This window comes from Flavicella marina (assembly GCF_009193215.1).
Lineage (GTDB): Bacteria > Bacteroidota > Bacteroidia > Flavobacteriales > Flavobacteriaceae > Flavicella > Flavicella marina.
Genome location: NZ_VYVA01000001.1, coordinates 657,613 through 672,467 on the forward strand (window position 1 = coordinate 657,613; position 14,855 = coordinate 672,467).

Annotated in this window: 12 protein-coding genes; 5 read left to right on the forward strand and 7 right to left on the reverse strand. The window is 34.5% G+C overall.

Annotated elements, in window-relative coordinates; genetic code table 11:
* Nucleotides 1–2 precede the first annotated feature (2 nt).
* The 4 genes from F6P99_RS02640 to F6P99_RS02655 all read right to left on the reverse strand — a co-directional run bounded on the left by F6P99_RS02640 (nucleotide 3) and on the right by F6P99_RS02655 (nucleotide 5,997).
* Complete coding sequence (locus tag F6P99_RS02640; protein ID WP_152285881.1) at nucleotides 3–1,337, reverse strand: deoxyguanosinetriphosphate triphosphohydrolase; 1,335 nt, start codon at nucleotides 1,335–1,337, stop codon at nucleotides 3–5.
* 124 nt (nucleotides 1,338–1,461) lie between these two features.
* Entirely contained in the window at nucleotides 1,462–3,876 is a 2,415-nt protein-coding gene (locus F6P99_RS02645; RefSeq protein ID WP_152285882.1) for a ribonucleoside-diphosphate reductase subunit alpha, read from the reverse strand.
* 129 nt (nucleotides 3,877–4,005) lie between these two features.
* Nucleotides 4,006–4,977, reverse strand: coding sequence for a ribonucleotide-diphosphate reductase subunit beta (locus F6P99_RS02650; protein ID WP_152285883.1), 972 nt, complete (start codon nucleotides 4,975–4,977; stop codon nucleotides 4,006–4,008).
* A gap of 450 nt (nucleotides 4,978–5,427) precedes the next feature.
* The gene (locus tag F6P99_RS02655) at nucleotides 5,428–5,997 is read right to left on the reverse strand and encodes a DUF3109 family protein (RefSeq protein WP_152285884.1); all 570 of its coding nucleotides are present in this window, start codon (nucleotides 5,995–5,997) and stop codon (nucleotides 5,428–5,430) included.
* A gap of 104 nt (nucleotides 5,998–6,101) precedes the next feature.
* Between F6P99_RS02655 and F6P99_RS02660 the strand changes: the two genes are divergently transcribed.
* A complete protein-coding gene (locus tag F6P99_RS02660; RefSeq protein WP_152285885.1) occupies nucleotides 6,102–6,680 on the forward strand; it encodes a MarC family protein in 579 nt (192 codons plus the stop codon).
* A 60-nt stretch (nucleotides 6,681–6,740) separates the two neighbouring features.
* On the opposite strand, the gene glmS is transcribed toward F6P99_RS02660, so the two are convergent.
* Genes glmS through F6P99_RS02675 form a run of 3 tightly spaced genes read right to left on the reverse strand, consistent with a single transcriptional unit; the run spans nucleotide 6,741 to nucleotide 11,047 of the window.
* On the reverse strand, nucleotides 6,741–8,591 hold the full coding sequence (gene glmS / locus F6P99_RS02665; protein WP_152285886.1) for a glutamine--fructose-6-phosphate transaminase (isomerizing): 1,851 nt from the start codon (nucleotides 8,589–8,591) through the stop codon (nucleotides 6,741–6,743).
* Between the two features lie 6 nt (nucleotides 8,592–8,597).
* A complete protein-coding gene (locus F6P99_RS02670) occupies nucleotides 8,598–10,211 on the reverse strand; it encodes a DUF4270 family protein (RefSeq protein ID WP_152285887.1) in 1,614 nt (537 codons plus the stop codon).
* 26 nt (nucleotides 10,212–10,237) lie between these two features.
* Entirely contained in the window at nucleotides 10,238–11,047 is an 810-nt protein-coding gene (locus tag F6P99_RS02675) for a glycogen/starch synthase (RefSeq protein WP_152285888.1), read from the reverse strand.
* Nucleotides 11,048–11,148: 101 nt separating this feature from the next.
* On the opposite strand from F6P99_RS02675, the gene panC reads away from it, so the two are divergent.
* From panC to radA, 4 genes are all read left to right on the forward strand, one after another.
* Nucleotides 11,149–11,991, forward strand: a complete 843-nt coding sequence (panC, locus tag F6P99_RS02680; RefSeq protein ID WP_152285889.1) for a pantoate--beta-alanine ligase — start codon at nucleotides 11,149–11,151, stop codon at nucleotides 11,989–11,991.
* 78 nt (nucleotides 11,992–12,069) lie between these two features.
* The gene (panD, locus tag F6P99_RS02685) at nucleotides 12,070–12,420 is read left to right on the forward strand and encodes an aspartate 1-decarboxylase (protein ID WP_152285890.1); all 351 of its coding nucleotides are present in this window, start codon (nucleotides 12,070–12,072) and stop codon (nucleotides 12,418–12,420) included.
* 1 nt (nucleotide 12,421) lies between these two features.
* Nucleotides 12,422–13,399, forward strand: coding sequence for a lysylphosphatidylglycerol synthase transmembrane domain-containing protein (locus F6P99_RS02690; protein ID WP_152285891.1), 978 nt, complete (start codon nucleotides 12,422–12,424; stop codon nucleotides 13,397–13,399).
* Between the two features lie 46 nt (nucleotides 13,400–13,445).
* Nucleotides 13,446–14,801 carry a DNA repair protein RadA gene (gene radA / locus F6P99_RS02695; RefSeq protein ID WP_152285892.1) on the forward strand — a complete coding sequence of 452 codons (1,356 nt, stop codon included), beginning with the start codon at nucleotides 13,446–13,448 and terminating at the stop codon, nucleotides 14,799–14,801.
* The last annotated feature ends 54 nt before the right edge of the window (nucleotides 14,802–14,855 follow it).

The window sequence follows — 14,855 nt, forward strand, 5'->3', positions numbered from 1 at the left end:
GTTTATATGGTAGTACCGGTTATTTTTTTATGAATTAAAATCGCATATCCATCAGACATACCTGCAATGAAACTACATACCATCATAATTCGATTGTAAAGAGAATCTGACAGCTCTCTACAACTTTCAGGTAATAATTTAAAAATCAGTTTGTCGTAATTCGATGCTTGCCCAATATACGTATTATTCACAGATGTAATAAATACATTTAATAAATCGGCTATTATCTTATAACCTGCTACTTCTTTCTCAATTACCTCATGGCTATTGTAAATTTTTTCAATGCTTATTTGTAGTATGTCGTTAATCTGTGCCTCATACTTACATTTATCTAACAGAGCTACTCCATATGAACCATTTAAAATTGCTTCTTCATTCTCTAAAAAGACGTGTGCTGCTTCTTGAATTAAAGTACCGATAGCCAAAGCCCTTAAGTAACTTACCCTATCTTTTTTATGTTGTAAGGCATGGTATTTCTTGATATCAATCGTATCTTTTACCAACTTTATCAAATACTCCAATGCAAACTCTTCCTCGATCAATCCAAGGTTGATACCATCTTCAAAATCGATAATCGTATAACAAATGTCATCTGCAGCTTCTACAAGAAAAGACAGTGGGTGTCGATTGAAAGCTAAATCTTTACCTGTTCTTAAGGGCAAAAGACCTAAATCGTTCACCACATCCGTAAAAAACTCTTTTTGAGATTGAAAAAAACCATATTTTTTATCCACGATATGTTTCGTAGGTTTTTTGGGAAGAGATTCTTTCGGGTATTTCATAAACGCACCAAGTGTGGCATACGATAATCGTAAACCAGAATCGGCAGTTCCTTCAGATAAAATTTTAAAACCATTGGCATTTCCTTCAAAATCAATAAAATCTTGCCATTCTTTATCGGTTAATTCTTGTTTGTATGTATTTCCTTTTCCTGATTTAAAATATTCTCCGATTGCTTTTTCTCCACTGTGGCCAAATGGTGGGTTTCCTATATCATGACTCAAAGCAGCAGCTGCTACTATTGCACCAAAATCATTAAATGTATAGCCTAAATCTCGTAAATGCGGATATTTTTCAATCACCTTTTGTCCGACAATTCTTCCTAGTGAACGCCCTACGACAGAAACTTCCATACTATGGGTTAAACGAGTGTGTACGAAATCGGTTTTAGAGACCGGAATTACTTGCGTTTTATCTTGCAGACTTCGAAATGAAGACGAAAAAACGATTCTATCAAAATCTACTTCGAATCCTAAACGGGTTTCATCTTGTTTGTTTCTTTCTCTTTTTTTTGTATCTCCTGCTCTTTTCAAAGACAGCAATTGCTCCCAATTCATATATTTAATTCTCTAAAGTTCTACTTGCAATATACAATATGAAATTGTATTTCTTATTCGATAAAAAACAAAAAGGAACTCATAAATTGAGTTCCTTTTTCACAAATAATTATATCATATAATCTTAAGATCCGCACATCTCACAATCATCAGGGTTTTGCTGAGACTGTAAAATCATTTGTTTCAATTCTTCTGCAGTCAATGGTGCATCTTGAACAGGAGCCGTTTCTGTTTGACCAGGAGCTGCTGCTTTTTTATCATTTGATAACGAGAATTTAATTGCATTTACAGCAGACTTAGTTCTCAAATAATACATTCCTGTTTTTAATCCTGATTTCCAAGCATAGAAATGCATAGATGTCAATTTAGAATAATCTGGATCTTCCATGAACAAGTTCAACGATTGAGATTGATCGATAAAATATCCTCTTTGACGAGACATATCAATAATATCTTTCATACTCAACTCCCATACTGTTTTATACAAGTCTTTGATGTCTTGAGGAATCACATCAATATGTTGAATTGAACCATTCGCTCTCATGATATCTTCTTTCATAGCATTGTCCCAAAGGCCTAATCCTACTAAATCTTCAAGTAAGTGTTTGTTTACAACAATAAACTCACCAGACAATACTCTACGTGTATAAATATTAGATGTATATGGTTCAAAAGCCTCGTTGTTTCCTAAAATTTGGGAAGTTGATGCAGTTGGCATTGGAGCCATCAACAATGAATTACGAACTCCATGCTTCATTACATCTTTACGTAATTTCGCCCAATCCCAATTACCACTCAATTCTTCTTCTTGTACACCCCACATATTGAATTGGAATTCACCTTCAGAAATAGGTGATCCTTTAAACGTTGAATAAGGCTCTTTTGCTTTCGAAATTTCCATAGAAGAAGTTACCGATGCAAAGTATAATGTTTCAAAGATATCTTGATTTAATTTTTTCGCTTCATCAGAAGTAAAAGGCAAACGCAACATGATAAAGGCATCTGCCAATCCTTGAATACCTAATCCAACCGGTCTATGACGCATATTAGAATTTTCGGCTTCAGGAACTGGATAGTAGTTTCTATCAATTACTGTATCTAGATTACGAATAACCTTTTTAGTTACATCGTATAATTTTTTGTGATTGAAGTATTTATTCCCATCAGCATCTTCAGAAATAAACATTGGAATAGAAATCGAAGCCAAGTTACACACAGCTACTTCATCTTTCGCTGTATATTCCATAATCTCAGTACACAAGTTCGAAGAACGAATGGTACCTAAATTTTTCTGATTCGATTTTCTATTAGCTGCATCTTTGTACAACATGTATGGGTTTCCTGTCTCGATTTGAGATTCAAGGATTTTCTCCCATAATTCACGAGCTTTTACAGTTTTACGTCCTTTGTTCGCTTTTTCGTATCCTTCATACAATCTTTCAAACTCTTCTCCATAAGAATCGTATAAGTGAGGACATTCATTCGGACACATCAACGTCCAGTCTCCATCTTCTTCTACACGCTTCATAAACAAATCCGGAATCCATAATGCTAAGAACAAGTCACGTGCACGTTTTTCTTCAGCTCCTGTATTTTTTCTTAAGTCTAAGAAATCAACTACATCAGCATGCCAAGGCTCTAAGTAAATAGCGAAAGACCCTTTACGTTTTCCACCTCCTTGATCTACATAACGCGCAGTATCGTTATAAACTTTTAACATAGGAATGATACCATTTGATGTACCATTTGTTCCTCTAATATATGAACCTGTAGCTCTAATATTATGAGCGGACAAACCAATTCCACCAGCAGACTGAGAAATTTTAGCTGTTTGCTTCAATGTATCGTAAATACCATCAATACTATCATCCTGCATTTGTAGCAAGAAACAAGAAGACATTTGAGGTTTTGGAGTACCTGAGTTGAACAACGTCGGTGTAGCATGGGTAAAATATTTTTTACTCATCAACTCATACGTCTCGATTGCTTCTTTGATATCTTCTTTGTGAATACCAATTGCTACACGCATTAACATGTGTTGTGGACGTTCAGCAATCTCTCCGTTCAATTTCAATAAATACGAACGTTCAAGTGTTTTAAACCCGAAATAGTCGTAGTTAAAATCTCTACTATAAATCAATGTAGAATCTAATAGATCTGCATTGTCTTTGATAATTTTATATACGTCATCTGACAATAACGGAGCTTTATTTCCTGTTCTTGGATTCACATACGTATATAAATCTTCCATTACTTCTGAAAAGATTTTCTTTGTATTCTTATGCAAGTTAGATACTGAGATACGAGCTGCAAGACGTGCATAATCAGGATGCGCAGTTGTCATAGTCGCAGCAATTTCAGAAGCTAAATTATCTAACTCAGACGTAGTAACACCATCATACAACCCTTCAATTACTCTCATGGCAACCTTTACAGGATCAACCAAAGGATTCAATCCGTAACAGATTTTACGAACTCTTGCGGTAATTTTGTCAAACATCACTGGCTCTTTCTTGCCATCTCTTTTTACTACGAACATAAGCTATCTAATTTTTTGTGGTTATTGTTTTTAGAGGTCAGAATCCCCGCTTCAATCTTTATCTCTAAAGAAAGAAGTATCTAAACTCTTAATTTATTTTAAGGCAAACTGCCTTTCGTTAATTACTTTCTAGAAATCAGCATCAAAACTGATAGATCCAGTACCTCCAGATTTAACACCTGCTTTTTGGTACTCAGAAACCCTTTTCTCGAAGAAGTTAGTTTTACCTTCTAGAGAAATCATATCCATAAAGTCGAATGGATTTGTTGATCCATACACTTTATCGCATCCAAATTCTGACAAAAGTCTGTCAGTTACAAATTCTAAATATTGTGTCATCAATTTTGCATTCATCCCGATCAAACTCACAGGTAAAGACTCAGTAATGAACACTCTTTCAATATTCAACGCATCAACGATAATCTCAGTGATACGCTCTTTTGGCACTTTATTTACGATATGATTGTTGTGTAAATGCACAGCAAAATCACAATGCAAACCTTCGTCTCTTGAAATCAACTCATTTGAGAAAGCCAAGCCAGGCAATAACCCTCTTTTCTTTAGCCAGAAAATAGAGCAGAAACTACCTGAAAAGAAAATCCCCTCAACTGCAGCAAATGCAATCAATCTTTCAGCAAAAGATTCTGATTCAATCCATTTCAGTGCCCAGTCTGCTTTCAATTTAATTGCAGGAAAAACCTCTATCGCTCTAAACAACTGATCTTTTTCAGATTCATTCTTAACATATGTATCGATTAACAAAGAATAAACTTCTGAATGAATATTCTCCATCATGATTTGAAATCCATAGAAAAATTTCGCCTCAGAATACTGAACCTCAGTTACAAAATTTTCAGCTAAGTTTTCATTTACAATTCCATCAGAAGCTGCAAAAAAGGCCAAAATATGCTTGATAAAATAACGCTCATCGTCATTAAGCTTATTTTCCCAATCTGTTACATCTTGATGCAAATCAATTTCTTCGGCTGTCCAAATACTAGCCTCTTGTTTTTTATACCACTCCCAAATATCTTGGTGTTGGATAGGAAAAATTACAAATCTGTTATCATTTGGCTGAAGAATTGGTTCTATTTGAGACATTTTTAACGAATATTTTTAGAGGGTACTATTTTTCTTTTTTTGTGCTTCACAAAGATTGTAAAAAATGCTTCCAAATAAAAGTTATACTTATCCACAAAAAGATGAAGTTCTTAACAATCCTCCTTAATAAGTTCATTTTTACAAAAAAACACAAATACATAAAACACTGTAATACGGACACTTAACCCTATTAAAAAAGCTAAAACACTGACATTATTATAGTTCAAAAAACTGCAAATTACTCCAAAATCGAGTATCGTTTTTACACAAACCGGAACAATATCGACTGCGGAAAATATAAGAATCTAAAGCTAAAAACAATCCCCACAAAACACATAAAAACACCTATTTTTTCGCAACAAAGTTGAAAAAAAACAGTAAAAAGAAAAGCTCCAAGATATTTTGATAAAACACCTCGGAGCTTATAAGTTTTATAACTAATAAATCTTATTATTTTTTATGCTGCTCAGCTACTTTTTCTAATTCTGAATACCAATCTTCTCCAAATTTTCGTACCAAAGCTTGTTTTACAAATTTATACACCGGTACTTGTAATTCTTTACCTAATTCACAAGCATCATCACAAATTTCCCATTTATCGTAATTCACTCCTGAAAACTCAGAATATTCACGAACCCTAATTGGATACAAATGACAAGAAACTGGTTTCTTCCATGAAATCAAACCACTATTATAGGCTTCTTCGATTGCACATAGCGCGGTGTTTTTTTCGTCAAAAATAACATATGCACAATCGGCGTTGTCAATCAGTGTTGTTTCATGCTCTCCAAACTCATTGGTTGTATAAACACCTTGCTCTTCAATAGCTTTCAAACCCTCTTCTCTCAAGAATGGTTTGACTTCTGGATAGATATCCTTCATGATTTGCAATTCTTCTTCCTCAAGCGGTGCACCCGCATCACCTGCGATACAGCACGCTCCTTTACAAGCCGAGAGATTACAAACAAAATCTTTTTCAATAATCTCTTCTGAAACGATGGTTTTTCCTAACTGAAACATATTGCAAAAATACTCATTCGCTTTGAAAACAATCACGAAAAACAGTACAAAATATCACTCTAAATAATTTTGTAATTTCACACTACAATTTAAAATTCAATCACATGAACCTAAATACAAAAGAAATCTTCACCGCTTTCATGGTGTTGTTCGCTGTTATTGATGTAATAGGCAACATACCTGTAATTATAGATCTTCGTAAAAGAGCTGGCAAAATTGAATCTGGTAAGGCTGCCTTGATTTCAGGATTTATTATGATATCATTTCTTTTTGTCGGAAAAAAAATGCTTCATTTTATAGGCATTGATGTAAATTCTTTTGCTGTAGCTGGGGCTTTAATATTATTCTTTATCGCACTAGAAATGATTTTAGGAATCACTTTATACAAACACGAAGACAATAGCGCAGATACCACCTCTATATTTCCTATCGCATTTCCTTTGATTGCTGGGCCAGGTAGTTTGACTACGTTATTATCGTTAAGAGCAGAATTCAGTATTGAAAACATTATCGCTGCTGTGATACTCAATGTATTATTGATTTATACAGTTCTCAAATCATCAAAAAAAATTGGGGACTTCATTGGGAATACAGGTATCTTAATCATTAGAAAAATATTCGGTGTGCTTTTATTAGCCATAGCAATTAAGCTATTCGCGGCAAACGTAAAAGAACTCTTTTAAACAAAAAAACACTCAATATCATGAAGATTGAGTGTTTTATATTTTTTATGATGTTAAGGACTACTCTACAGTAACCGATTTTGCTAAATTCCTTGGCTGATCAACATTACAACCCCTCAGTACAGCAACGTGATAAGACAATAACTGTAACGGAATCGTAGTTAGTAACGGACTCAATGCTTCATCAACTTCAGGAATTTCAATCGCATAATCCGCCATTTCTTTTACTGTAACATCACCTTCAGTAACTACAGCTATAATCTTTCCTTTACGTGATTTTATTTCTTGAATATTACTCACCACTTTCTCGTAGTGCCCTTTATTAATTGCCACAACAATAACAGGATAATCATCCTCTATCAAAGCGATAGGACCATGTTTCATTTCTGCAGCAGGATACCCTTCAGCATGGATGTATGAAATCTCTTTCAACTTCAACGCCCCTTCTAAAGCCACCGGGAAATTATATCCTCTTCCTAAGAACAAACAACTTGGCGTATCTGAGAAACCACTTGCAATTTCCTTAATCAAGTCATTTTGAGCTAATATTTTTTCTAGCTTCGCAGGAATCAATTCCATATTTTGCAAATAGGCATGAAAATCTGAATTTGATAAATTTCCTTTTTCCTTTCCTAATTTCAACGCAATCAACGTAAGCAATGTAATTTGCGTGGTAAATGCTTTTGTTGATGCTACACCAATTTCTGGACCTGCATGTGTATAAGCACCCGAATGCGACTCTCTAGCAATAGAAGAACCCACCACATTACAAACTCCAAACACATAGGCACCCGCCTCTTTTGCCATTTTAATCGCAGCTAAGGAATCAGCTGTTTCTCCAGACTGAGATATAGCAATTACCACATCTTTTTCTGTAATGATAGGGTTTCTATATCTGAACTCAGAAGCATACTCTACCTCCACAGGAATTCTTGCCAAATCTTCAAACAAATATTCGGCTACCAAACCTGCATGCCATGAAGTACCGCAAGCGATGATAATAATTCGATTTGCACTTTTAAAACGATCGATATATTCTTCAACACCCGCCATTCTAATAATACCTTCGTTCGGAAGTAATCTTCCGCGATAGGTATCAATAATAGCTTTTGGCTGTTCGTAGATTTCTTTCAACATAAAATGATCGAAACCTTCTTTTTCTATCTGTGCTAAATTTAATTTTAGCGCATGGATTTCTGGCTCAACAGACGAATCGTCGTGAATCTTACGAACCTCAACAGCGGTATTCTTTTCAATAACTGCTAATTCTTCGTCTTGCAAGTATATCGCGTTTTTAGTATACTCAATAAATGGAGAAGCATCTGATGCTATAAAAAACTCTTCATTATTTTCTCCGATTCCAATTGCCAAAGGCGAACCTAGTTTGGCTGCAACCAATTTATTTGGTTCTTTTTTATCAAAAACAGCAATTGCATAAGCACCAATTACGTCATTTAGCGCCAGCTGAACCGCTTTGGCTATAGGACATTTTTCTTGAATCTGCACCTCTTCAATTAAGTTGACCAACACCTCAGTGTCGGTATCACTTTTAAATTGATAACCACGTTGCACTAATTCATTTTTAATGGTGTCATAATTCTCAATGATCCCATTATGTATAATTGTCAAATCTCCTGAATTAGACACATGTGGATGAGAATTCACATCATTCGGAACGCCATGTGTAGCCCATCTCGTGTGACCAATACAAATGTTTCCATGTCTATTTTCTTCACTAACAATAGCCTCTAGATCAACAACCTTTCCCTTGGTTTTGAAAACCGATGTTTCATCTTGATTATAAAGCATTAAACCTGCACTATCATATCCTCGATACTCAAGTCTTTGCAAACCTTTTATTACAATTGGGTACGCTTCTCTTTTTCCTATATAGCCTGTAATTCCACACATAGCAATTTACCTATTTTGGTACGAATAATTTATTTTTAATTTCACTCTATTTTCTGAAGTTTCATCTCCTGTATTACCACCAAACAAAACAACTCCTCTTGGATTCCAGTTAATACTAGAAACGACTGTATCGTTAAATGAAACAGGATAATCTCCTGGATTATACAATCGCAATCCAAAATTATCGACATTCCCAGTATTGGAACCATCTAATAACTGTTCGATATAGTCAGTTATTCTAAATTTATAATAGTAAGAACCATTCTCTTCTACCAAGTTTCCTTCTTGCAAAGTCAACGTTGTATTGATATTATTGATATAATCTAGAATTACAGAATTATAGTTTGGAGTTTTTTTGTATAGAAAAAGTTTGTATACAATATCTGAAGGGGTTGAATTGACAAAATCTTCATCCACATAAAACTGAAGATTTGCTTCATTAATAATCCAAATTGGTTTATCGTCTGCACTATTCGAAGCCGCTCTTAAATCATCTAACTCAGCACTCACAACGTCAGGATTATTCTCATCATACCCGAAGAGTTTTACATTTGCCTGAGAACCGACAGTACCTTGAAGGTAGATTTTATCTGTATCTCGAGGGTAGTTTATTTCATCTACCGACTCATATTTACTTGCTCGAACATTCCCTAAATTAAAACGCATTAAATTTTGAATTGTGTCGATTTTCTCACCAGTCACACTGTTAGAAACTACATTTGAATAATACATATTTACAAAAGCATTTACCAATGGCAATGTTGCTATAGAAGCCCCATCACTTGAGGTCACTTCTAAATACAATCCTTTCATATAACGTATAAAACTATCTTGACTTTGTAATTCAGAAGGGGCATCTCCACCTTTACCAGGAAGAATAGATAAAATTTTCTGACTAAAGAATGTCGTATCCAAATGAATTGCAATCATTGGAGCATTGTTCGTCAAAGTTGCATCTTCTGTCGCATATACCACGTTGTTAATGGTTCTTTCAACGACATCCAAAGTATCTGTTGCAGAAGGACTTAATGTAAATTCTTCTTTCAACAAAGCATCTACATCGTATACTTTGTCAGAATAGAATGTATTTGGCCTCGAAGGATCTGTTGGATCAAGTGGGTTTAAAAAGGTTGCTAGTTCATGAACTTTTACTGTAAACCCTTCATATGAAAGGTCATCTATTTTGTTTCCAAAAACAGAATCTAGTTCGTAATGATACAATCCGTTTTCTATACTTGTAACAGTAGATATATAAGGTATATACAATACAACATCATCAATGGATGGAGTAATAATACTATCTCCTACAGGTTCAATACTTGTATAATCTAATGTTGTCGGCAACACTAACTGACTAACAAAGGAAGCACGTATTTTACCAATATTTTCTTCTTCAAATACACCTAACAAAAATTCGCCATTGTTCGCAGACTCAACTCTAGAAATTCGTTCATTGGAAAATTCAACTTCGGATATAATTTCTTCAGTAAGAAAATTCAAATTATCAATTATACCTGCATCAACACTATTCAAATCATCATCAGAACAAGAAATAAACAGCATTACAAACAACAAAAGCACAACCAAAGGCTTTATTGCACTCCTAACTTTTTCAGTCATATTTTTCTTAAAAAATAATGTGATTTTTAACTTAAAACTTCGTTCGAGTAAAAGTCTAAATAAGCATCTGCGAAAGTTTCTTCTGGATGAAAATCTAAAGAAGGCATGTTCTGTTGCGAAATAAAATCTGTCAATTCTGAAGATAAATTTTCACTTGCTTGAATTACACCATCAGAATTTTCAATTGCACTTTTCATGATGTTAACATGACTTGGCTCTTTCAAAATCTCAGCCTTTTCTTCAGAAATATTGTCAAACTTTACTTTATCAATCAATTCAGAATTTAAAGCTCCTTCGAAATCAGATTTATATAATGATGTTACAATCTTACTGTCAGCAAATAAAGGATCATCTTTATAATATTCTTTGATATACAAAGGTAACAAAGAAGCCATCCAACCATGAACATGAATAATATCTGGTGCCCAGTTTAATTTTTTTACTGTTTCTACAACTCCTTTCGCAAAGAAAATTGCTCTTTCATCATTGTCAGAAAACAATTCACTATTTTCATCTTTTACAGTACCTTTTCTTTTAAAATACTCTTCGTTATCTATAAAATACACCTGCATTCTTTCTTTTGGAATAGATGCTACTTTTATAATCAATGGCATATCCATATCATTTACAATCAAATTCATTCCTGACAAACGAATTACCTCGTGCAATTGATATCTTCTTTCATTAATTACACCGTAACGAGGCATAAATATTCTTGTTTGAACACCTTTATGATGCGCTTTTCTTGCAGCTTCAAACGACATTGAAGACATTTCTGTCTCTGGTAAATAGGGTAAAACTTCAGATGAAACGTACAATACTCTCTTATCTTTCATGGTCAAAACACTTAAATTTATAGATTCTTGCAAAAGTACGAATTTTTATGCAAAATTCATGTTAAAATACTAAGTTTGCACACAAGTTAACCGAATCGTAAATGGTAGTAGTTTCAAAAATAGAGGATTTAAAAGCAATTATAACTTCCTTAAAATCAAATCAAAAAAATATTGGACTCGTACCAACCATGGGCGCCTTGCACAAAGGACACCTTAGCTTAATTGAGAAATCTGTACAAGAAAACGATTTTTCAATCACGACCATATTTGTCAACCCTACTCAATTTGACAAGAAAGAAGATTTAGAAAACTACCCTTCTACTCTTGAAAATGATTTAAAACTTGTAGAGAAAACAAACTGTGATTTAGTGTTTACACCTTCAGCAGAAGAAATGTACCAAGAAAACCTGCATGCCGAAGCCTTTTATTTTGATGGATTGGAAAACGAAATGGAAGGAAAACATCGAAAAAACCACTTCGACGGAGTAGGAACTATTGTCAAGAAATTTTTCGAGCTAACCCAACCTACCAAAGCATATTTTGGAGAAAAAGATTTTCAACAATTGCAAATCATTAAAAAGATGGTTTCAAAAAATCAAATGCCAATTGAAATTATCGGATGCCCAATTTTCAGAGAAGAAGATGGACTTGCAATGAGCTCTCGCAACGCAAGACTCAATAAAAACCAAAGAAATAGCGCTCCATTTATCTACGAATCGCTGCAAAAAGCTTCTGAATTGCTAAAAACTTCAACGATCGAAAACGTAAACCAATGGATGCAACAAACCTACAAGGAACAAACAGAGTTACGTCTTGAATATTTCGAAATCGCAGATGAAGCAACGCTACAAACAGCAACAAAAAAAGAAAGCTCAAAAAAATACAGAGCATTTATTGCTGTCTTCGCTGGAACAATTCGACTTATTGATAATATTTCGTTGTGATTCTTTAAACTTGTTGAATATATAACAAATCGAATCCCCTATATAGTTACTTATATACAAATTCATTAATTTTGCAGCATGCAAATAGAAGTAGTAAAATCTAAAATACACAGAGTTACCGTTACTGGTGCTGATTTACAATACATTGGAAGCATTACCATTGATAAAGACTTAATGGAAGCCTCTAATATTATTGAAGGAGAAAAAGTACAAATTGTAAACATCAACAACGGAGAACGCCTTGAAACTTATGTGATTCCTGGAGCTAGAAAAAGTGGAGAAATCACGTTAAACGGTCCTGCAGCAAGAAAGGTTGCCAAAGGAGATATTATCATCATTATTTCGTACGCGACCCTAGACTTTGAAGAAGCAAAAACATTCAAACCGAGTTTAGTTTTCCCTAACGAGACTAACAATTCACTGACATAATTTGGCATTCCAACTAAAAAGCTTTCTAAAAAAAACCATCCCATTAGTTTTGGGTGTTTTTTTGATATGGATATCCTTATCAAAACTAACCGACGAAGATATTGAAAGTGTAAAAAACTCTTTCAAAACTGCTAATTATTGGTGGGTATTACTCTCATTACTCATTGGAGTATTGAGTCATTTCTCAAGAGCTTATCGTTGGAAATTTATGCTTGAGCCTCTTGGCTATAAACCAAAATTCCTAAACAGTGCCATGGCGGTAATCATCGCATATTTGGTGAATTTAGGAATCCCGAGAGCTGGTGAGCTTTCAAGAGCTGCTGCTTTAGCAGAATACGAAGACGTTCCATTCGAAAAAGGGTTCGGAACTATTGTTGCTGAACGTGTAGCTGACTTAGTAATGTACGCATTATTTATACTGCTTGCATTTCTTGCTCAGTATGATTTAATCAAAAACGAATTAGCAAAAAAACTACCTGAAAACCCTCTGCACACTGTACTAATCTTAGCAGTAATTTTAACAGCGGCTTTTCTGTTCTTCAGAGCACTGAAAAAATCAAAAAAACCTTCTTTTGTAAAACTAAGAAGTTTTATTTCAGGTATTATAGTAGGTGTTAAAAGTATATTTACCATGAAGAAAAAATGGGCGTTTATTCTCCATACATTCTTTATTTGGATAATGTATATCTTAATGCTTTATGCTGCAAAATTTGCAATACCAGAAACCGCAGAACTATCGATCAACGCAGTATTGATTTGTTTTGTTATTGGTACGTTTAGCTATGCAGCCACGAACGGTGGTATTGGCGCATACCCAATTGCCATCCAAAGTGCAGCTATGCTCTATGGCGTTTCTGCTGTGGCGGGATTGAGTTTTGGTTGGATTATGTGGGCGTCACAAACTATTATGGTGTTGTTTTTTGGAGGACTTTCATTTTTGTTCTTACCTCTCTACAACAAATCGAAAAAATCATCCTAATTTTTTAACTATTATTCCTTTTCTTTGTGTTTGAAGAACAAAGAATATGGCCAAAGTTAAAACTACTTTTTTTTGCCAAAATTGTGGCACTCAATTTCCTAAATGGGCTGGTAAATGCACCTCTTGTAATGAATGGAACACGCTCGTTGAAGAAATTGTCCAGAAAGAAGAGAAAAGAAACTGGAAACAATCTACTCCTAAAAAAAACACGAACACTCCTTTAGCTGTTTCAGAAATTGAAATAGACAAAGAAATAAGGCTACACACCCAAAACAACGAGCTCAACAATGTTCTAGGAGGAGGTCTCGTCCCAGGCTCGGTAATTTTACTTGGTGGAGAACCTGGTATAGGAAAATCAACCCTACTACTTCAAATTGCATTAGAAATGCAACATCGTGTATTATATGTTTCAGGAGAAGAAAGCCAATCTCAAATAAAAATGAGAGCAGAACGTTTGCAAAACAACAACTCAAACTGCCTAATTCTCACAGAAACTAAAACACAAAACATCTTCAAAAATATCGAAGCCACCAATCCAGATGTTTTGGTTATTGACTCCATTCAAACCTTGTATACGGACTATATCGATGCATCTCCTGGTACTGTATCTCAGATCAAAGAAACTACTGCCGAATTGATAAAATTCGCCAAAGAAACAGCAACACCAGTACTGGTAATAGGACACATTAACAAAGAAGGAAGCATTGCTGGTCCGAAAATACTAGAACATATGGTTGATGTAGTTTTACAATTTGAAGGAGACAGAAATCACACCTACCGAATTTTACGTTCTCAAAAAAACAGATTTGGATCGACAGCTGAACTAGGGATTTACGAAATGCTAGGTACAGGATTAAGAGAAGTTAGCAACCCGTCTGAAATTCTTATCAGCGAAAAAGACGCTGATTTAAGTGGTACCGCAGTTGCTGCCACCTTAGAAGGAATGCGACCATTAATGATAGAGGTTCAAGCACTTGTTAGTTCAGCCGTATACGGAACACCTCAACGTTCTGCTACAGGTTACAACTTAAAACGATTGAACATGATACTGGCCGTTTTAGAAAAACGTGCAGGCTTTAGATTGGGAGCGAAAGATGTGTTTTTAAATATAACCGGAGGAATTCATGTTGCTGACCCAGCTATAGATTTAGCAGTAATATCTGCCATACTATCATCAAATGAAGATGATGCCATTCCACAAAACTACACGTTTGCAGCAGAAATAGGACTCGCAGGAGAAATTAGACCTGTAAACAAAATTGACCAAAGAATATCAGAAGCGGAAAAACTAGGTTTTGAGAAAATATTTATTTCGAAATTTAACAAATTTAAAAAAGACAACAGAGCAATTGAAATTGTTTGCGTTTCAAAAATAGAAGAAATTTACGCACTGCTCTTCTAGAATAAAAACAAAAAACCGCTTGAGAAATCAAGCGGTTTTATATATGATTGTCTA